This is a genomic window from Candidatus Avoscillospira sp. LCP25S3_F1 (assembly GCF_052117125.1).
Lineage (GTDB): Bacteria > Bacillota > Clostridia > Oscillospirales > Oscillospiraceae > Avoscillospira_A.
Map to the genome: position 1 here is coordinate 27,853 of NZ_JBQKJT010000019.1, position 19,984 is coordinate 47,836.

Genomic DNA, 19,984 nt, shown 5'->3' on the forward strand with positions numbered 1-19,984 from the left:
TATCCCGCAGCCGCCAGAAGCAGGAACAGACCTACAACAGAAAATACGGCGGTTTTTCTTCCACGGGTCATCCCTGCACATCGCCATCGTCAAAGGGATCGCCGCACTCCGGGCAGAACTTGGGCGGATGGGCGGGATCATCCGGCTCCCAGCCGCATTTGTCGCATTTGTACTGGGGCACGCCGGCGGGCTTTTTTGCCCCGCACTCCGCGCAGAATTTCCCTTTGTTCACCGCACCGCAGGAACAGGTCCAGCCGTCCGCTGCGGGCCGGGGCTTGCCGCACTCCGGGCAGAATTTTCCGGTGACGGCTGCACCGCAGGTACACTGCCAGCTCTCTGCTGCCGGCTTGGGCTCCGGCTTTTTGCTGCCGCAGTTAGGGCAGAAGCTGCTGGTGATGCCGCTTTGTCCGCAGGCGCAGGTCCAGCCAGGGGCGGCAGGCGGGGGCGTGGGTACAGGTGCGGGGGTGGGCTGAGCCTGCTGCTGCGCGCCCATCTGATAGAGATTCTGGGCGTTCATGCCGCCCATCTGTCCAGCCATCCCCATGCCCATAAAAGCCATAGCGGGACCGGCATTGGGGTTGCTGGCCGCGGACTGCATGGCGCTGGCCTGTGCGCCTACCAGATGGGCCGCCGCCCGGGTGGGGTCCATAAAGGCCGCGTTGCGCTGCAGCTCCTTGATCATCTGCTCGTCTTCCTCGTTGGCCTTGACACTGGAGACGCCAAAGGAAACGATCTCCATGCCCCGCAGGTCCCGCCACCGGGAGGAGAGCTGCTCGTTGAGGGCTTCTGCCAGCTCCAGGGTGTGACCAGGGAGAGCGGAGTAACGGATACCCATTTCCGAGATCTTTGCGAATGCGGGCTGCAGGGCGGTGAGCAGCTCCGTCTTCATCTGCCCCGCGATCTGCTCGGTCTTAAAGTCCTCGCTGACGTTGCCGCAGACATTGGTATAGAACAGCATGGGGTTTTTCAGGCGGATGCTGTACTCGCCGAAGCAGCGGATGGCGATATCGATGTCGATGCCCGCCCGCTGGTCCACCACCCGGAAGGGGACGGGGCTTGGGGTTCCGTACTTGTTGCCGGTGAGCTCCTTGGTGTTGAAATAGTAGATGCGCTGGTCCTTGGGGGCCTCGCCGCCGAAGGTGAAGCGCTTGCCGATGTTCTGGAACACGCCCTTGATGGATTCCCCCAGATCGCCGGTGAAGAGGCTGGGCTCGGTGGACATATCGTAGGTGTACTCGCCCGGCTCGGCGCACATATCCACCACCTTGCCCTGCTCCACGATGAGCATACACTGGCCGTCTGCCACCGCGATGACAGAGCCGTTGGTGATGATGTTGTCATCCCCCTTGGTGTTGCTGGAGCGGCCTGTGGCCTTCTTCTTTCCCTTTACCGCCAGCACATCCGCGGGGATGGCTTCACAGTAGAAGAATTCCTTCCACTGGTCGGCCATCACGCCGCCGGCTGCGCCCAATGCAGCTTTGATCAGTCCCATAATGCGATCTCCTCTCTTGTTTTATTTTGTTATGGTGTCAGGAATGTCCACCCATCCACCAGATACCCGTTTGTGTCGGTGATGGGCCAGAGGTACCAAAAATCCTCCCAGGAGCGCTTGATGTGCAGACACAGGTTCGGTACGCCTTCCGGGATCGTCAGGGAAAACCACCGAGGCTCATCAATGTTGAGCGTTTCGTCGTACAGGATCTCGTCCGTGACCCAATCCAGAAGCCGTCCGCTGTCATCCCACAGGGGCTCGCCCGTACAGAACCGGATCTGTGTTTCATACCAGCGCCCCACCACCAGCAGCCTGTCCAGTCCATCCGGCTCCAGCTTTGTGACCGGCAGTACCTCCAGCCATGCGGATACATCGTCCGGTGGGTTGGGCCAGTAGAAAATCAGGCTGTCAGAGGGCTCCTCATACAAAGCCGTCTGCAGCGTTTCTGGCAGGAATGCGTCTACTCTCTGATAGACCGCCGTGCGGAGCGCCGGAGCGCCGTCCGTCTCATAATGCTCCTGGAGATACAGCGTATCCGGATCGGTCAGGGTGAGAAAGAACTCCGCGCCGGTATCATCATGATAGAGCCGGACGCTCCAAAGCTCGTTGGAGAGGCCGTGGAACAGCGGTTCCTCCAGCAGCTCCGTCCGAAGCTCGGCTTCCTGCCGGTATTCCGGCTCATCCGTATCCAGAAAGTCCGCAAAGTAATAATCCGCTCTCAGCACATATCCCTCGATGGCGTCGCTCCACCTGCTTTCAAAAACCAGCGTGGAGGCCAGGCCTTCTTCCCGGGCGTTATAGCTCCAGCCCTCCACCTCGCCTGTGGTCATGTGCCATGTCCCATGCAGATTTGCGATGCACAGTTCGCCGCCCGGGCCCGGCCGCTCCGCTTTTTCAAAATAGAACCGGTCCCCATAGAAGGATTCCAAAATAATGCGGCCATCTTCAATGCGGCCATTCATCTCACCATCTTCATCGCCGTCCGAACTTGTCAGCCGCAGGGTGTGATCCGCGCCGAGCCACCAGGTCCCGTTGCCCAGATAGCTGTTGAAGCTGTCGCCCAGGACCTCACGGAATTGCGCCGTTCCGTCCTCGTTGAGAAAGAGATCGGCCCACCACCGCTCCGTGGGCATCTGGCTCACCTCTGTGCGATCAAAGAGATCGTTGTAGGACTCGTGCTGTACAGCCGTCCAATAGGTACCGCCCAATGAACTGTCGGAGTTATGGTCGGACGGAGGGGCGGAGGTCGCTGTGTCATCAGGAGACTCGGGCGGCCCTTCTTCTCCGCCGCCGGGGGTGCCGCCGCAGGCCGTCAGGCAGAGCGCCAACAGCAAGGCCAGCATAGACATCCATACTCGTTTCATCTCACTGCACACCTTGACATCATCATTTTCCTGTTTGCAGTTACTTGCATGACGACACCTCTTTTCTTTCTGTTTTTGTTTCTCTGCGCTCTACTATGGTTTCATTTTACCGGGTGCCGCTGTTTTGCGCCCTACCCGCAGCGGGTAGTTTTTCGGACAAAACGCAAAAAAGCGGAGCGGCATTTGCCGCTCCGCTTGGTAAGAATATCCTGTTATTATTCCACATACCGATAGAGGAAGGTGACGATCTGGGCGCGGGTGCAGTTGTTATCCGAACCGAACAGGCCATTGCCGATCCCGCCAGTGATGCCCTTGTTCGCCGCCCATGTGACCGCGTCGGCATACCCCCATTTCAAAATGATCTTTGCCTATCTCAAAGGGATTGCAGACTGGCGGCCAAATAGTCCAGAGATACATCATAAAACACAAAGTCGTCGATCTCGCCCCTACGCTTAGCCTCGATGGCGCGGCTCACAGCCTCCGGCTGTCCTTCGGGGCACATCAGCATGAGCCGGCAGTGGGGCGTGACTTCCCGCAGCCATGCGCACAGGGCCAGGCAAAATCCGATGTCCTGGGCGCCGTCCTCGGCCACCTCCAGCAAAGCCCCGGTGGCCAGGTGGCTGCGGATGGCCACGTCCGCGTTGGCATAGTCCGGCTCATAGCACAGCTGTATTCCCGGGGCGTCCCGCACTTTCGCCATCAGGCCCTGAGCCAGCGATGCCCGCCGCATAATCAGGAGCACAGTTTTCAGCCTCCCCACCTCCCATACCTTCTGTATTACAGATTTATTGTAGAGCTTATTTCGAATTTGCACCCTACCCGCTGCGGGTAGTCTTTTCCCTGAAACAAAAAATCCACCGGCACAAAGCCGGTGGATAGGAAGTGCAATTCTTTAATACAGGGGATTGATCCAGCCGTTGGAGATCATGTAGAAGGCCAGATCCACCGCCTTGGAAAAGCCGGTCTTGCCCAGCATGTTCATCTTGTGATACTTGACGGTGTTTTCGCTGATAAACAGCTCCTGGGCGATCTCTTTGTTGGTCATGTGTCTGCACATCAGCCGGAGTACCTCCATCTCCCGGTCGGTGAGGGGAGCCTCTCCCTGGGGCATGGGAATGGTTCTGGGCTCCGGGAAGCTGCTGCCCCCCGCCATCACCGTCCGGGCCACCTCCAGAAAATCGTGCAGGCTCCGGCTTTTGTAGATAAAGCCGTTGGCCCCGGCGGCCCTGGCCCGGGGGATATAGGTGATCTCGTCAAAGGCGGTCATGACGATGATCTTGACCTCCGGATCTGTTTTGCGGATGGCCTCCACCGCCTTCAGCCCAGAGGCGCCGCCCTCGGTGCAGACATCCATCAGCACCAGTTCCGGATGCAGATGCTTACAGAAATCCAGGGCATAGTCTGCGTTGGGCACTTCGCCCACCACGGAAAAATCTCCCGCCGCCGTCAGCGCCGTGGTCAGCGATTCCCGCATGGAAACGTGATCCTCCACAATCAGAACGTTTGTCATTTCTCCACAGCCTCCTTTGGAACAGACAGTTCGATTCGGAATCGGGGGACAGTATAGAGCTCCATTCTGCCGCCAAGCTGACGGACCCTGCGGCGCATCCCGCCGATGCCGCCGCCCTCACGAATGGGGCCGGCGGGCGGGATGCCGTTGTCGGTGACCGTCATGCGCCAGCAGTCATTCTGGAAAAAGTGGAACTGGATGCGGGTGGCATACCCGTGGCGCACGGCGTTGGTGACACATTCCACGGCGATCTCGGCAAAACTGTCCGCCACCGCCCCATCCTCTGGCAGCGCGCCCTGGAACTCCACCGACACCTCCATGCCCTGGAAGGTCTCCCGCAGCATCTCCAGACGATGAGCAGGGCTGGGCGTGCGGTCCTCTCGGAGGGCCGTGGGAAGGTTGCGGGCAAAGTCCAGCAGCAGCGACTCATCCATCTGCCGGTCATCCCGCAGCGCCCGGAGCAGCAGGCTGATCCGCTGTCCCAAAAGGTCATGTACCCTCGCCTTGCTTCGGGCGATCTCCTCCGCTTCACAGATGGCCTGTAAATGCGCAATGGTGCTGCGAAGCTCCTGTCCGCGCTGCTCCAGCGCCTGGTTTTGCCGGGCAAGAAAGGTCACCGCGTCCCAATGCTCCGTGACATCATCGGCAGTCAGCAGAAGCATGGTCCGGCGCCCCATGGGGAGCTCATGGGCGGAAAAGCTCCATACGGAGGAATCGGGGAGGCGAAACACCTGCTGCCCACCCAGAACTTCCCGTGCGCAGCCGCCGCACAGCGGGCCGCACTCCAGCAGCCGCTGAAACAGCCTTCCGTCCTGTACCGGCTGCCCCGTCATCTGCCGTGCCAGCGCCTCCATGCTGCTGTTGCACAGCAGGAGCTCCCCCGACCGCCGAAAGAACAGCAGACCGGTATGCAGGGTATCAATGGCTTCCTTGACGGATATGGAGGAGAGCTGGGTGTAGAGCTCCCGCCGGCGCAGCAGGCAGATATGTACGCTGCGCAGCAGGAAGAACGCCATACTCATCAGAAAAAAGACGGGATAGGCGGGCCCTGTGACCGTCTCTGTCAGGGGGAGCAAGACAGCCGCCCCGCCCACGGCAAAAAACGGCCAGATCATTTCCATCCCCACCGCAGCGGTGGTTCCCAGCACCGCAGTCAGCAAAAACACCGCCTGCCGGACAAGGCCGTAGGCGCTGGGCGCCAAAAAGCCGCAGAACAGCCCATACTGCACCTGTGCAAGAAGGGCGGCGAAGAGGAACAGCACCCCGAGGATGGCGCACTCCATCCCATTTTCCACCCGGCGCACCCAGCCGGTGGGCAGACGTCGGATGCTGTAAGAGATGGCCCTTGTTTGAAACACGATGCACAGGGCGGCCGCCATCACCAATGTGGTCAGCGCCCAATGGGGAAACCGGTAAAATTCAGCCACAGGACTCACCTCCCAAGGGCAGCGTCATGCAGATCCCAACGGCATCGTCCAGATCCTTGCAGGCGATCTGACCGCCCAGTGCAGCCGCCGCCGTCGTCAGTTCCTCCGAAAAGCGCCATTGTCCGGGATCACCCCCCGGAAGAAAGCGGAAAACCAGATGGGCGCCCTCCGGCTCCAGATACCCCAGCAGAGGAGAGGCGTTCTCCCTCAGGGCCCAGGATATGGCTTCAAAGGCAAAGTCGTAGCACAGTGCCGCCCTGCGGATCTCCAGCACTCCACGCTGCCCGCAGCGAATGAGCAGCTGCAGCCCCGCATAGCGGGCCAGTTCTGCCAGCTCATCCAGATAAATGCTCAATTCCTCTCCGGGCAGTCCATCCCCCTGACGTGCCAGGAAAAACAGATTGCATCTGCGTTTGATATGGCACAGGCAAAGAGTGATGTAGGCGGTCAGGTCCCGGGGATGGGGCGTATCCGGCAGAGCCTCGATCAGCCGTCCCAATGTCTGGATGCGGCGCTCCATGTCCCGGTCCAGCTGTTCAAACATGGTGCGGTTTGTCTCCGCGGCCAGCAGGCGCTTTTTCACCTCGCCCTCCTCACGCAGCAGGGCGTTGGCCGCCTCCAGACGGGCCTGCACAGCCTGGATCTCCCTGCGCAGCCGGTTGAGCTGGGAGAGGTCCTCCTGCCATACCGCCATACCGCCATGAATGGGGACTGCGTGAAGCTGGGTGTCGCTGTCACGCAGCAGCGGATGGGTCATATCCATGGAGATCCTCCGCCAGATGGAGCGGGAGACGGGAGGCGCGCCCCGGGAGGACAGGACGGTGCGGCCCTGCTCATCCAGCAGCGCCAGCCCCAATGGGAGGGCGGTGAACAGACGCTGATACTGAAGATTGACCGGGATGAACCCCGCGTGGAGGGCCGACTCAAAAAACAGGGCAGACAGCACGCAGATGTTCACGGTAAGGTCGCTCTCCCACGCCAGAGGCACCCGCCTGATGTAAGCAGTGATGTAGGCCAGCAGTCCCACGCAGAACAGCAGCGGAACCACCCTGCCGACCCAGTAGGGGCTATACCGCCCCCTGCGGAGCAGCTTCCAGACTGCGCAGGCCAGGAACAGGAGGGATAAAGCCGTTACGCCCCAGTATCCCGGACCGTACCGGTAGTCTGAGGCCCAGTCCCCGACCGGGTCAAAACGAAACACCAGCTGGTGGAGATCGTTTGTGAGTACCAATAGCACAGAGAGGGCATAGCAGGCCAGAGGCGGCCACAGAGGGCGCAGCGGCTTTTTCTCACCCTCCGGATGGTCCAGGATCACGGCCAGATACAGCAGCGTTACCGGAAGGGCAAGCTGAAAGATGTAATAGCCGTACCAGCACATCCGGCACAGAAGCCCATCTGCTGTCAGCTGATATTTGAACAGGCGCAGCAGCAGCCATCCCACCATCAGCCAGCCCATGACCCCGACTACTCGGCGGACATCCCGGCGGATCATCCGATGGGATACCGTCCCCTTCCACAGCAGGATGGCGGCGGCAAGGAACAGGGCGGATAAAATATGCTCCCGGAGATCTGCTGTGGTATAGCGCCGGGTGTGGAGCACCTGCCGGCGCAGGTCCCGGCTGCTGTCCCCGGTCAACTCCAGAAACCAGCCGTAGTCCTCCTCGCTCAGGGTACGGGCCGGCCGGTAATCATCGGGAAAATCAGCCGGTCTCTCTCCGTCTACCAGGGGCAGCCCTGCTGACAGAAGGGTTTCATCCAGCCCCGGCTCCAGCGTCAGAGGGACATCGGAGAGCAGCCCCATACGGCAGGACAGCGTGCCCTCCGCCGGCACGATGATCTCATAATTTCCTCCGTTCCGGTTCCACGCGGCGGCCTCCCAGTCCAGACAGATCAGAATGGGGGCGTCCGGCGCCTCCAGCCGGAAGTTTCCGTTCTGACCAAGGTGTTCCAGCAGCTCCAGAGCGTCACGCTTGGAGGGCGCCTCCCGGTCCAGCCCGTAGGACAGGGCGCCCAGAGCCAGCATATTGCGGATCACGGAACTGCTGCTGATGCCCACGGGGACCGGACTCTCCCGAAGGCTGTTCCAGCCGGTGACGGCGGCGTCCGTCCGGCTGCGGTCCACCGCCAGAATCACGGTGGCCGTGACATGGGGATACCAATACCGGCCAATGCCCCGCTCCAGCGCCGGGATGGCCTGTACATCAAAGCAGGCCACGGCGCTGCCCCGGCTCACCTCCGCGTAGAGGGTATCCTCTGCCGTCTGAAGGGAATATCCGGGGAGGAAGGGGACGAGGGCTCCGCTATACGCCTCGGCGCCCTCCGCCGCGGAGATCAGACGGTCTTCTGCGTCCACCGTGCCGCACCCGGCCAGGATCAGGCACAGCAGGAGGAGCGGCAGCCAACGCGTTTTCATGGCGCCACCGGCTCCCCGGACTCCTCCATCCGGCCGGCACACTCCCGACACAGATCCATCTCATCGCAGATGAGGAAACAGGCGTCGCAGACCAGCCGCCGGCAGATGGGGCATTGGCTGAACCGCTCCCTGGCCTCCTGACCGGCCGCCTGCATGGCCCGCTGCTTCTCCCGCTGATAGATGGCGTCATAGAGTTCCTTCTTCTCCCGGTGTTCCGCCGCCTGCAGCGCTTTGGAAAAGGGGATGCTGCTGCTGTACCAAAATTCTCCGCACACCTCGCAGCGGATGGAAAAGCAGAAATACTGGGGCGTGGACCGGTCCTCTAAGCGGCTGGACAAGAGATTTGTCATATTCCGCACCTCCTCGTTTCTACTCCTGTTATAACAGGAGTAAGGGGCGGGCGTATATGGTCCGTCGGATACTTTTTCCCACTTTTTCGCAAAGGTATCCATTGGATAATAGAGAAAGCGCACAAAACCAGTCCTCTGGTTTTGTGCGCTTTGCTGTAATGGAGAAACTTGTCTTAGAAAAGCTCCTGAAGCCTTCCGCAGCGGCGGAGCAGGTCGATGTAGAGCATCAGCTCGTCCCGGGAGGCCACCCCCAGTTTCTCGTAGATGCTCCGGTTGTGCTTGCGGACCGTACTCATGCTGATAAAGGCCAGGCCCGGGATCTCCGCGATCTCGTGACCGTCGATGTAGTAGCGCAGGATATTCCGCTCCGCCTCGGTCAGCAGATCCTTCCGCTCCACAAACTGGTCGAACAGTTCCGCAATGTTGGGAGGAAGCTCTCCCTGCTCCAGCCGCTGATTCCGCGCCCGGGCATTGAGGAACTCCGCCAGCTCATCCAGCTCCGAGATGCCCGAGGACATCCCCTGCTCCGGCCCCTCCGCCTGCTGGAACCGTTTCAGACTGTCGGTGATGGGCCGGACAAATCGCCGGGACAGGAAGAAGGACAGGGCCAGCAGCACCAGGAGCAGTCCCAGGGCCGCAAGGACCCAGGTCTGCTGGACGCCGGCTGTGTAGGCGGCATAGCTCTCCTGGGGGATCAGGATGGCAACGGCCCAGACGGTGTCCTCCGGTTTCCCTCTGGAGATGGGTATGGTCTGGTGCAGGCCGATATACCGTCCAGCGCCTGTGTCGTATTCGTTATAGTATCGCCCCTGATGGATGGCCAGAGTCTCCTGACCGTCCAGGTAGGTGCCGTTGACGCTGCCCACCAATCCATCCGGCAGCAGCAGACGGCTGTCCTGGACCGGAGCCAGCACGGTGACGGCGGAGCCGAACTTTCCCTCCAGGGTGGGATAGGAAAACTGGAAATACAGGGCGCTGAGCTCTACCCCGCACACGCCGTACACCGCTCCGTCGCTCCCCACAATGGGGACACACAGCAGCATAGCGGATTCCCAGGTGTCCTTTAGATTGATCCGGCGGGACCAGAAGTAGCGGTCGGCAGGCCGGCTCAGCGGCGTATCCATCAGCTCCCGGCAGCCCGGGATCTGATCGGTGTCAAATTCCAGATTCCATCGGTTGTGCAGCTCCAGATCCTTTTGACGGGCGATGTCCGGGATGCCGCGGAAGTAGACCACCGTGGGTGTGACCGGACTGCTGGCGCTGAGGTTGGAGTAGCGCAGATGGATGCCGCTTCTGGAGTGGTCCGCCCCCTCCAGGCCGGTGTTGGTGGTGGCGTCCAGGATCGCATAGGCGCCATTGCAGTTGGCTGTCTGGAGGGTGGTGCTGATCAGCGGGTACATGACTTCCTGCAGCTTCAGCAGCCGCTCCGGGTCATCGTTGACCTCCTGCAGCGAAATGCCCTCCTGTACCAGCGCCCCCTCGATCTCCCGGCTGAGCTCCTTGGAGAGATTCAGGCTCTGGGCGGTCAGATAGTCCAGTTGGCTGGCCAGCGTATCTCCTGTGTTGCTCAGGTGGAGCTCCATTACCTCATGGAGCTGCTCATCATCCCGGGAGAAGGCCCCAGCGATGGACAGCAGAAGGATCACCGCCGCGAAGACCACCAGGATCATGGACACCCAGTAGAGCATCAGCTTTCGCTGCATCCCTACGCTCTGCTTTTTGGCAAAGGCGTTCAACGCCCGGAGTTCTTTCAGTCTGTTGCGCACGGTGGTTCCTCCTCTCTTACAGGTTATTGCTCCATGATCTCCCGGAAGGACTGGAGCCGGTCCGCACTGATCTGCTCCAGCCCGGTCTCTCCGGCCTCCAGATAATCCCGGCGGCCCAGGGCCAGCTGGGCCCGCACATGGTCCTCCAGCGTGGTTTCCAGGCTCAGGTAGCTCTCCAACTGGGGCGGCACATAGAATTTATAGTTTTGCTGGGTATCCAGATAGGCCTGATAGAGAGACGCGTACTTGGCGCTCTCCAATCCCTCAATGGCCTTCGGCAGCTCGTTTTCGAAGGCGGCCCGGGTCACCGGCATATAGCCTGCTTGGGTCACAAACTCCACATTGCGTTCCGGTTCGGTCAGCCACTTGAGGAAGGTCACGGCGGCCTGCTCCCGCTCCGGGGTGGATCGCACGGTGCAGAAGCCTACCCCCCTCTGCATGACCAGGTTTTCCCCGTTCTCAAATACCGGACAGGGGCGGGAGATGATGGTGATCTCCTCGGAGGTATTATCCGGGTATGTCACCACATCGCTGTAATAGAGGATACTGGCCGAGGATGCCACGCTCACAATGCTGTCGCCGGTGCGGATCGATTCTGTGGCGTAACCGCTCTTGAGCCAGACGCCTCCCTGAAGCGCGGCCTGCGCCAGCGGTTCCCACGCAGTCTGGAAAGCGGGGCCAAAGGCCAGCTTGTCACCCTGGAAGAAATCCTCGCCCAGGGATTCCGCCCCCACCTGGAAATAGTTGAAATAGTAGTCGTGAACGAACATGGACTTGGCGTCGCCCGGAATATCCGGCGTCTGAGCGTCGGTCCAGTCCGCATAGACCTCTGCTGCCTTGAAAAGCCCCTCCCAGGTGTCCAGATCCTCCAGCGTCACGCCGGTAGCCTGGGAGAAGCGGTCAAAGATGGTCTGGTTAATAAACATGATCTCTGTGGATTTTGCCACAGGAAGGACCACCAGGCGGTCATTGACCGTTCCCTCTTCCACAAAAGCCGGCAGGAAAGCGGACAGTTCTTCCTCGCTGAAATAGTCCTGATAGTCCACCAAAATGCTGTCGTCGGGCAACGCCATCACGGTCTTGGGATAGGAGCTGAAGATATCGGGCAGTTCCGACGCTCCCGGCTCTCCGTTGGCAGCGGCCAGCACCAGTTCGTGGATGGTATTGCTGTTGGACACGGAGGTAACCTGCACATTGATCTGCTGCTCTTTCCCCACCGTTTGGTTGAACTCATCGATCAGATCGTTGAGCGGGGAATCGGTCTGTCCGCCATAGACGTGCCAGACCGTAATGGTGGTTGGCGTTTCTTCTTTTTTCGCTGTGTTGGAACAGCCCGCGCAGCAGTAGGCCAGCAAGATACCTGCCAGCAAAAACGCCGCAATTCTTCGTACCTTCACATCGCATCACCTCGTTTTCATTATATCTGCTGAGGGTAAAAAAAGCCAGTTGAAACAGGATACTTTATTGAATTCATTTCGTGGAGTATCCATTTCAGTTCAGTATAACATGGATTCCATAAACCTGCCCTATCCGCAGCGGGTAGTTTTCATCGTTCAGGTTTTTCTTTTGATATCGTTGCCTTATCCGGGTGGATCAGAGTGATGGGCAGCCCCTTTTTTCTGGCATAGTTGACGGTCATTCCCGTTCCGCTGCGGATAGAACGGTCGTTGTCATAGACTGCCAGTAAGTAGCCTGCACGGTCCACCATATACTCGTTGCGTCTCCGGTAATTGACCGCCGGGGGCGCTTCTTTATTACCCACGATAACCGTTTCCGCACTGTGTCGGATCAGAAAAGACATACGGCTGCGGCTGCGATCTTCCCAGTCTGTGTCGTGGCCCTCAAAGGGCAGAGCGATCTTCAGTTGGATCTCGCTATATTCCGGCTGTTCTTTGAGCCGCAGCAATATCTCCCCGGCCCACATATCCACGCCCAGAGCGCCGCCTACCCAAAACTGGCGAAAGCCTTGCTCATAGAGCTGGATCAACTGATCCCGGATGCGTTTCTTGATCCGCTTGCAGCCGTTGTTGTTTTCATCATATTTGAAGCGAAAGCGTGTCGGTCTATGGCCGATGATGGCACAGGCAAGTCCCCTTGTCATATTGACACCTCACATAACATCGAACAAAATAGTGTTTTAATTATATATTGACGCTTTATGAGCGTCAATAATGCTTTAGGGTTAATTTTAGTATGCGCTGCCTTCGGATAAACTAATTCCGTAAGGTGGTGATAACTCTGGAATGGGATTTTGACTTTTCCGAGCGCATGGAAAACCTGTCTTATGCTATCGGATACTATCGCAAGAAAAAGGGATATTCCCAGGAACAGTTGGCAGAGATCCTTGATATTAGCCGCCAGCATCTCGCGTCCGTTGAAGCGCCCGGCATGAGTCATGGCCTGTCTCTGGATCTGCTGTTTAGGATAGCCACCGTCCTTGAAGTGGAGCCGTATCTGCTGCTGAAATTTCGACTTGAGAAGTAAGATTTTTCATTAAGATGATGATAAGTCTTTTCTCTGACCTAAATCTCTGATAGAGTGAGTCCTTCTGGGTGGTTCACAATGAACCGCTCCTGGGTCCAGCGAATGGGCGCAGTTCTCCCTTGGCGGAAGATTTTGAAATTGCCATTGATTCAGAGAGTGGTTTGTACTACATTTTGGTACAAACCACTCTCTCTTTTATTTCACGGTATAGAGATTGGAGGTGCTGCTCCCATTCGGCCTGTGCCGGGAAGCCTTTTTCAGATAGCCGTGCTGCTCCAGATCGTGCAGCGCCCGCTTGACCGTAGAGCGGGACAGCTTCATGTCCGAGGCAATGGTCTGAATGCCCGGCCAGCACTTTCCCTCGGCATCGGAGCGATCCCGCAGGTACATATAGACCGCCTTCGCTCTGGAGGGAAGTTCGGTGTCGGCGTAAATCGTTCCGAAGTAGCTCATCGTTCCTCCTCTCCGAATGTCTTCATCTGCTTTCCTCTGAGCCCTTCCCGGAAAAACGGACATGAAAAACGCAGAAAAAACGGAATGAAACATAGATATTCTTGTGGATACTCGTTCAGGCTGCCTGAGCCGCCAAAAGGTTTTTCTCAAACTGTACGGGAGACACCCAGCCCAAGGCAGAATGTGGCCGGACGGAGTTGTAGAAGGCCTCCAGATATGAGAATACATCGGCTTGCGCACTGGCCCGCGTTGGGTACTGCTTCAGGTGAATCAGCTCACACTTGAGGCAGCTGAAGAAATTTTCTGCAACAGCGTTATCGTATGGATCACCCTTACGGGACATGCTCTGCTGGATTCCGTAGGTCACTAACCGTTCCCGAAAGGCCCTGGCAGCGTACTGGACGCCCCGGTCACTGTGAAAAATCAGGCCTGTTGACGGCTTGCAGCGACGCACTGCCATGTCCAGGGCTGCCAGTGTCAGCGAGGTATCGATGCGGCTGGAAAAGGCATAACCTACAATTTTGCGGGTACAAAGGTCCTTTACAATGGCAAGATAGAGCCAGCCCTCACCGGTGGGAATGTAGGTAATATCACCCACCCAGGCTTGATTCGGGCGATCAAAGAAGAAGTTTCGTTTGAGGAGATTCGATGCAATGGGATGGCTATGCTGGGAGTTAGTTGTGACTTTATAGGCTCGATGTCTGGCCGAACAGATGCCGGCAAGACGCATCTGACGGTGTACCCGCTTGCGAGAGCAGCCAAAATCCGGTTTAAGCAGATGATAGAGGCTGTCCAACCCCAGGGCAGGATATTTTTGGTGCAGTTCCACCAGTTTCCGTTTCAGCGCTTGGTTGTGCTGCTCACGGATACAGGGCTTATGATGTAGCCAATCATAGTAGCCGCTGCGTGAGATCTCCAGGGTCCGGCATACCTGTTCCACAGTGGCTCCCTGGCGGTGCAGTGCCTGGACGCAGCGGTATTTTTCCACTATGGTTTCGACAGGATGCCGACGGATTTTTTTAGAATGTCAATGACCTCCTCTTTCTCGCCCAGCTGCCTGCGCAGCGTACGGATCTCCGCTTCCAGCTCCCGGATTCGCTGCTGTTCCCGGTTGTAGCGGCTTACCTGTCCCAGCTGCATCCCGGAGGCCTTCAACCAGCTGCGTAGAGTGTCGATGCAAATGCCGAGGTCTCGGGCAACTTCCCTGGGGTCCCGTCCCTGCTCGGTTACCATTTTCACCGCGCCGGCTTTGAAGGCAGTATCATAGCGAGGTGGCGGCGCACCTTTTTTGTCCTTTTGCTGTTCCATTTTTTTCGCCCCTTTCTATTCCAGTTTACGACTGTTTTTTCTGTCCGTCAATTCGGGTATGGGGGCACCTCTTTTTACGGCCCTTTCCTGAGCAGGAGCATGTGCTTCACCTCCTCATGCGGAACAATACCACAGCTCAGCGGAAATAGCTATGACCAAAAGGCGTCCTGCCGGAGAAGTGGAGATAGCCGGCGACAGCAGCTCCCAGTGCTGCCAGAGATGCTACTGTGATCATGATTTTCTTCTTCATTTACATTCCTCCCAATCATCGGATCATGTCGTTCAGGTCATTTGCATATCAAATCCCGGCTCCGGGGACTCCATGATCTGTTCCAAGTGCCGCGGGTCTACGATGACCTCGCTTTCATTTCTGCCTGTGAACAGAGCCAGGATGTGTTCCTTCCGAATCTGCGCTTCATACACCGTTCCCTCCTCACCAAAGCGGTGGGCGAACCAGTCCGCCGTTTTCCGGTCCAGTGTCCAGGACAACGCACTGATATTTTTGGCGTTGTAGGGGGTAACGCCCCGATAGACCGTCACCGTATCCTCCAGCGCCTGGTGTGCGGCGCGCTCCTCCTCGTCCATCAGGGACTCCGGAGGGACGGATCGGAACAAGGCCACCAGTTCTCGTTTGCTCACATTGCAGTCCTGATTGGGGCATTCCTCCTGGGTCCAGGCGGTGGATAAGAGCTGCCCCAGATCCTTCTCCGAGAGAGCGGAGGCGGCAAATTTGATAAAAGTCAAATAATAGGGCGGGTTGAGCAGTACGAAGATCTGATGGACATTTTCGGCGCTGTCGATCTGCTCCCCAACCTTGCTGCGCCACCTTGTGCAGTCATCCGAATTGTTGATCAGGTCGACCATGGAGAGGCTCCCATCCTCATTTCGAAGCGCGGAGATCCCGGAGTTTGTGAAGGGGTGGCTGACGATCACCGAGGAGAGGGCCGTTTCCTGGATCTGCACATCGAGGAGGGTGTGCGCCACCAGCTTTACGCGGAGCAGATCGGTTTCACGGGGCATCAGGAAAGGCCTCCCATCTCCATCGCCTGGGTTTCCTCAGCGAAGGGGCTGCTGCATCGGCGGATCAGGCCAAACTCGGTTCGCCGGACTCCTTCCTCCGCCATAGTGTCTTCACCCAGCTTCTCAAAATCCATATATCCGTCGATGGTATCGATCAGCTCGTCATCAGCACCGATGCGCCGAAGGACTGCTTGCCCGTATTCGTAAGTGTCCTCCGGAATGCGCTCATAGTCGTCCAGATTCATGGCACAGCGGAGAGCCTCCTGCATAGTCCCCGGCTGCTCCACAGAAAGAACCGACAGATATTTCAGCAGTTCACCATCTTCACACTGCATCCCCTCAATGGCCCAAGCCAATTCGTTTGCATCTTCCACGCAGACCCCTGTAGTGGGAATGTGCTCGTCCATATAGGGAACGGAAAACGACACCTTGGTTACGGCTGCCTCTGCAAAACAATCGATTCCCAGTGTTCTTTTTACTCGCTCCAATTCTTCCTTCGTTGCCGGAAGGCAGATACTCACTTGCGCTTGGGAAGAGGAGAGGTCAAGCTGGATCTTCGATTTTTTCTCTCTGACAAGCTCATCATCCTGCTTGCGGAGCACATAGCCTGCATAGGTATAGGCACCGCCATGCTCGGCATAGTATTCTGCGCCGATTTTTGCGAAGTCCAGATAGGGCCAGGCTGCTTCGGGGAATCTGGGGTCACCTTGAATCTGACCGGCAACAGCGACATAGCGGCCAAGCGTCACATCCGAGTTTACATTAGGGATGAGAATGTAGTCCGACACCTGTTCCGCCACACGAATCATATCGTTCAGATCATTGATGCTGTTGCCATCCAAGGCGCCGGCATAGATATTCCGTTCGCGGGAGTCCATTTTGGCAATGATGCTCGAAAGCTGATTCAGCTGTGCAAGCTGCGTTCTGGAATCAGGATCGAGTCCGCCGAGGTACGACGGCAGATTGGCGATCACGCTTTTGATCTCGACGATCTCTGTTTTTCCTGCTCTGCTGGCCTCATCAAGCTGGCTGGCCGCTTCTGTCATGGCGTCATGAGATGCGGGCAAATTGAGTGGGACAATGACAGGACTCCCACTTCGTTTCATGAAAAGTTGGATCATGTCATTCCTCCCATTTGAACCCCCTGTTCCCGCTGGCACTGATCTACCGGATCTTCTGCCATCAGTTCCTCCAGATCTACTGTGCCAACATAGGCGATGTAGCCTCGGTCGGTAAACACGCCCGACTGATAGTCCATGTGCTGCAGGCCATACCGCTCGTAGTCATAAAACTCGTCCAGATTGGGGTCATACTCAAAATGGCCGGATCTCTGAATCATGTATTTCCCATATTCTTCGGGGGTATGAGCGCCGGGGGCGAATTCAAACAGATCCATGTTTTCCGCCAGACGACGGATCTGGCTGGCGTTTTCCGGCTTGGCCATGCTTACTGCCGCCCCCAACTTCTTGCGGTCATGAATCGAAAACTTCTCCACAGCCAGCGCCAGCTCATTGAGTTCGTGGATGTTATCGCACTGGAAGTCCAGTGCTACATCCACTTCCTCTGGGAATGAACTGTCAGCTATAAAGAGGCGCATATCCTTTGGGTCAGCAATGCCGGAACGCTGCATGGCGCGCTCAATTTGTCCTTTTGATGCAGGGAGATAGATCCAGGTCACATTCCTGCTGTTCTCCGGCTCCTGTCGGGGGGATATCCCGACAGCAGTCATATCGGCCTCATAGTGGTAGCAGGGCAGGTGCTTCCCATCATAGAGCTGTGAAAGCTGCATGCCGTTGTCATAGACCACTCCGTAGCGGGTGATAGTCCCCTCATTGTCCTCAATCAACAGGACAGCGGTTTCCACTCCGTCCAGCTGTTCCAGTTCTTCCATGCTGGCACACCCGCCATGGATGTTCATGTAGTGATCACGGCCAACCTCTTTCAAATTTGTAAAGTCCGTGATCACCGTCGCCTGCTGGCAGCAGAAGGTCAGGTTGATGAGATCCTTCATGCTGGTGAGATTCAGCTTTTCAGCCATCGCCTGAAATTGCGAAAACTCGCCCACAGTAAAGCTGTCCAGCCGCTTTGCCAGATAGTCCAACTCATCAAGGTTGACCTTGGTGCATACCAGCCGATTCAGCACAGGCCAGGCACTGTCGAGCGAGTCCAAGCGGCAGTCGGCTTCAGAGGCATCGCCGATCTCCAGTGCCTCCAACAGCGCAACGCAGTGGTCGTATTGATTTCTGGGAATAGGAAGAGGAATCGTCGCAACACCGTATTCCGGGTGGTCGGCGTTGCTCAGAACTGCTTCCATCATCACATTGCATCACCTTACTTTCCTTCAAAATTCAAAATCGCATCTCCGTACTTGGCCAGAAGCAGAGCGCAGACAATCAGGTGGAACGCCTCATCTGTGACCAATTCGGGGGATGCGAGATCGGCAAGAGTGATATTGCGGCTGCCGGTGGAGATGGCTTTGGCCGCCTGATAAACACTGTACAGCTCCGGTTGGATGCCGGCGAGCTGGACAGATTGGAAGTCAAATCCGCGGGCATCAAACTTCCAGATCATCCTGCGCCAGATATCCTCATACGCCGTGAGGAGAAACAGCGCGGCCAGATTACGGTCTGACATTCGATAGCAACGCGCACGCCAGTGCTGCCAACGCTCCCGATGACTATCGCTCAGGAAAAATCCAATGGAGCAGCCATTGAAACTCCTCTCTAAGCGGGCCTGAAGCTGCACTCCCGCTTCAGGGAAGAAGCAATCCCTGACAAACTCGTTGAGGTCAATCGCACCGGCCACGATCCGTTCATCCAGACAGACGCACTGCTCCAAAGGGCAGGGATGCTTTCGTCTGAAGTTCATGCAGTATGGGCACTCCATGTCATCTCTGCTATATTTGAAACTGGGATAGTATCGGCCATGGCCCCTGGGCTTGAAATAGGGCGGGGTCATCATCTGCTGTTCCATCTGGCACAGCGGTGTATCCCGCATGAAGTAGCGTGTCATTGGTGGTGTGCTCCTTTCAGTAAAGCAAAAAAGCGCCGGAGTCTTATTTCTAAAACTCCGGCGCCTGAATATTACATGATCGGTTCCTGACTGTAGGGTTCCATGGGGTGCTGCTCCTGCTCCCTTATGCGATTCAGAGCATCGGGAGCTGCAATGGCAATCTGCTCCTGAACGCCCCGGATGCACTTTTCCTGCTCAGCAGTCAAGTCAAAACCAGCGTCCAAGGTGTCGGAGCAGCAGCGGTAGATTTCGATAAGCTGTTCCTGATTGAAGATTTGCTGTTTGGAAATAAGGCCGGCGCGGATGGCGAAGTCCTGCTTGGCACCTACATAGTTTTCCTGAAAGTAATTGCCCTGGTTGAGACCTGTGCGGTCAAAGCTCCAGTCCCATGTGACGAATTGGACGCCAAGCCGGGTGGGATGGGCAGCCAACACGGCTCCGTTGAAGTCAGCCAGCAGACGGTAGTCACCGGTCAGACTTTGGGCTTGCAGGGGCGGAGCCTGTTCCAGCAGCGTCATGTACTCCCGCACGGTGCAGGCCAGATCGGTGGCTCGCTCACAGGCCCGTTCCCGTTCCGGCATCGCTACATCCTCCTGCCAGTAGCGAACGCCTCCGTCCGCTGTGATCCGGCAGAGAGGGAGACCATCCCACTCCACAGGAAGCAATTCATCCTGTTCCGGCTGCGGAGTGAATCCCTCACGGTGGAGAGCGGTGCGAAGCTCCTGAAAAAACTGTTCTCGGTTCATTTACTACCTCCTGACATTCAGTGCCCTTTTTGAATTTGTCTGAAAACAAAAAGGGCGCCAATTCGATGGCCCGTCGTGACCAACAAATTGACGCCTCAAACTTTGTGTATTCTATTGATAGAAAAATAGCGCCCTTTTTGAAAATAACCGCTTCAAAAAGGGCGCCACATGGTTCCGAATATGCCAATCACCGAAAAAAGGGGGTTCGAATCCCACCAGGTAGGGGGAAACAGCGGTTGGCATCTGTAAGCGTAAAATAGAGGAGGACACCTCAGGAAAGAGCAAGACTGCCATTTTTCACAAATGGCAGCCTTTATCTGCATATAGACTGGGCCGTTTCCTCCCATGGGAGGCAAGCTTCCGGGGAATAGCCGTGAGGGAGTCGTTCCAGTAGGAAGTTTAAATAGTGGAAAGGCCGCAGGCCATTCGCTTTGGCCGTCTCAACAATGGAATAGATCGTTGCACTGGCATTGGCGCCATGAGGTGTGTTGCAGAACAACCAGTTTTTTCTTCCAATGGCAAAGGGATGTACCGCACGCTCCGCCCGGTTATTAGACAGCTCCAGCCGTCCGTCCAGAAATATATTCATCAGCCAGTCCCGTTGATTCAGGGCATAAGTCAACGCCGTACCAAACATAC

Annotated in this window: 21 protein-coding genes; 1 reads left to right on the top strand and 20 read right to left on the bottom strand. The window is 57.4% G+C overall.

What is annotated here, in order from left to right:
• Positions 1–67: 67 nt before the first annotated feature.
• The 11 genes from ACTQ33_RS14215 to ACTQ33_RS14265 form a co-directional block, all read right to left on the bottom strand.
• Positions 68–1,492, bottom strand: coding sequence for an SPFH domain-containing protein (locus ACTQ33_RS14215; RefSeq protein ID WP_441465219.1), 1,425 nt, complete (start codon positions 1,490–1,492; stop codon positions 68–70).
• Positions 1,493–1,521: 29 nt separating this feature from the next.
• Positions 1,522–2,856 carry a hypothetical protein gene (locus tag ACTQ33_RS14220; protein ID WP_441465220.1) on the bottom strand — a complete coding sequence of 445 codons (1,335 nt, stop codon included), beginning with the start codon at positions 2,854–2,856 and terminating at the stop codon, positions 1,522–1,524.
• Between the two features lie 215 nt (positions 2,857–3,071).
• Positions 3,072–3,212 (bottom strand): S-layer homology domain-containing protein, encoded by a 141-nt coding sequence (locus ACTQ33_RS14225; protein ID WP_441146557.1) that lies wholly within the window; start codon positions 3,210–3,212, stop codon positions 3,072–3,074.
• A 17-nt stretch (positions 3,213–3,229) separates the two neighbouring features.
• Positions 3,230–3,598, bottom strand: a complete 369-nt coding sequence (locus ACTQ33_RS14230) for a hypothetical protein (RefSeq protein WP_325284884.1) — start codon at positions 3,596–3,598, stop codon at positions 3,230–3,232.
• A 150-nt stretch (positions 3,599–3,748) separates the two neighbouring features.
• The gene (locus ACTQ33_RS14235; protein ID WP_216503803.1) at positions 3,749–4,366 is read right to left on the bottom strand and encodes a response regulator transcription factor; all 618 of its coding nucleotides are present in this window, start codon (positions 4,364–4,366) and stop codon (positions 3,749–3,751) included.
• Positions 4,363–5,793 carry a hypothetical protein gene (locus ACTQ33_RS14240; protein WP_441465221.1) on the bottom strand — a complete coding sequence of 477 codons (1,431 nt, stop codon included), beginning with the start codon at positions 5,791–5,793 and terminating at the stop codon, positions 4,363–4,365. Before ACTQ33_RS14240 ends, ACTQ33_RS14235 begins: the two co-directional genes overlap by 4 nt.
• The gene (locus tag ACTQ33_RS14245; protein ID WP_441465222.1) at positions 5,786–8,206 is read right to left on the bottom strand and encodes a histidine kinase N-terminal 7TM domain-containing protein; all 2,421 of its coding nucleotides are present in this window, start codon (positions 8,204–8,206) and stop codon (positions 5,786–5,788) included. Before ACTQ33_RS14245 ends, ACTQ33_RS14240 begins: the two co-directional genes overlap by 8 nt.
• Positions 8,203–8,556 (bottom strand): hypothetical protein, encoded by a 354-nt coding sequence (locus ACTQ33_RS14250; protein WP_441363964.1) that lies wholly within the window; start codon positions 8,554–8,556, stop codon positions 8,203–8,205. The genes ACTQ33_RS14245 and ACTQ33_RS14250 overlap by 4 nt, the downstream gene beginning before the upstream one ends.
• Before the next feature lie 173 nt (positions 8,557–8,729).
• Positions 8,730–10,322 (bottom strand): response regulator transcription factor, encoded by a 1,593-nt coding sequence (locus ACTQ33_RS14255; protein WP_441465223.1) that lies wholly within the window; start codon positions 10,320–10,322, stop codon positions 8,730–8,732.
• A 23-nt stretch (positions 10,323–10,345) separates the two neighbouring features.
• Complete coding sequence (locus tag ACTQ33_RS14260; RefSeq protein ID WP_441465224.1) at positions 10,346–11,719, bottom strand: ABC transporter substrate-binding protein; 1,374 nt, start codon at positions 11,717–11,719, stop codon at positions 10,346–10,348.
• Between the two features lie 149 nt (positions 11,720–11,868).
• The gene (locus tag ACTQ33_RS14265) at positions 11,869–12,423 is read right to left on the bottom strand and encodes an SLOG family protein (RefSeq protein ID WP_116721467.1); all 555 of its coding nucleotides are present in this window, start codon (positions 12,421–12,423) and stop codon (positions 11,869–11,871) included.
• Between the two features lie 128 nt (positions 12,424–12,551).
• Between ACTQ33_RS14265 and ACTQ33_RS14270 the strand changes: the two genes are divergently transcribed.
• Positions 12,552–12,806 (top strand): helix-turn-helix domain-containing protein, encoded by a 255-nt coding sequence (locus tag ACTQ33_RS14270; protein WP_242976500.1) that lies wholly within the window; start codon positions 12,552–12,554, stop codon positions 12,804–12,806.
• Positions 12,807–13,001: 195 nt separating this feature from the next.
• On the opposite strand, the gene ACTQ33_RS14275 is transcribed toward ACTQ33_RS14270, so the two are convergent.
• The 9 genes from ACTQ33_RS14275 to ACTQ33_RS14315 all read right to left on the bottom strand — a co-directional run.
• A complete protein-coding gene (locus ACTQ33_RS14275; protein ID WP_441465225.1) occupies positions 13,002–13,259 on the bottom strand; it encodes a helix-turn-helix domain-containing protein in 258 nt (85 codons plus the stop codon).
• 115 nt (positions 13,260–13,374) lie between these two features.
• Positions 13,375–14,199 (bottom strand): IS3 family transposase, encoded by an 825-nt coding sequence (locus ACTQ33_RS14280; RefSeq protein ID WP_441465226.1) that lies wholly within the window; start codon positions 14,197–14,199, stop codon positions 13,375–13,377.
• Between the two features lie 47 nt (positions 14,200–14,246).
• Positions 14,247–14,567, bottom strand: coding sequence for a transposase (locus ACTQ33_RS14285; RefSeq protein WP_441465227.1), 321 nt, complete (start codon positions 14,565–14,567; stop codon positions 14,247–14,249).
• Between the two features lie 282 nt (positions 14,568–14,849).
• A complete protein-coding gene (locus ACTQ33_RS14290; protein ID WP_441465228.1) occupies positions 14,850–15,587 on the bottom strand; it encodes a hypothetical protein in 738 nt (245 codons plus the stop codon).
• Positions 15,587–16,708, bottom strand: a complete 1,122-nt coding sequence (locus ACTQ33_RS14295; RefSeq protein ID WP_441465229.1) for a DUF6329 domain-containing protein — start codon at positions 16,706–16,708, stop codon at positions 15,587–15,589. The genes ACTQ33_RS14290 and ACTQ33_RS14295 overlap by 1 nt, the downstream gene beginning before the upstream one ends.
• A complete protein-coding gene (locus ACTQ33_RS14300) occupies positions 16,705–17,904 on the bottom strand; it encodes an antirestriction protein ArdA (RefSeq protein WP_441465230.1) in 1,200 nt (399 codons plus the stop codon). The genes ACTQ33_RS14295 and ACTQ33_RS14300 overlap by 4 nt, the downstream gene beginning before the upstream one ends.
• Positions 17,905–17,918: 14 nt before the next feature.
• Positions 17,919–18,599, bottom strand: a complete 681-nt coding sequence (locus ACTQ33_RS14305; RefSeq protein ID WP_441465231.1) for a hypothetical protein — start codon at positions 18,597–18,599, stop codon at positions 17,919–17,921.
• Positions 18,600–18,670: 71 nt separating this feature from the next.
• A complete protein-coding gene (locus tag ACTQ33_RS14310; protein ID WP_441465232.1) occupies positions 18,671–19,345 on the bottom strand; it encodes a hypothetical protein in 675 nt (224 codons plus the stop codon).
• Positions 19,346–19,658: 313 nt separating this feature from the next.
• The coding region (locus tag ACTQ33_RS14315) for an IS66 family transposase (protein ID WP_441465233.1) at positions 19,659–19,984 on the bottom strand (326 nt) is incomplete at its 5' end.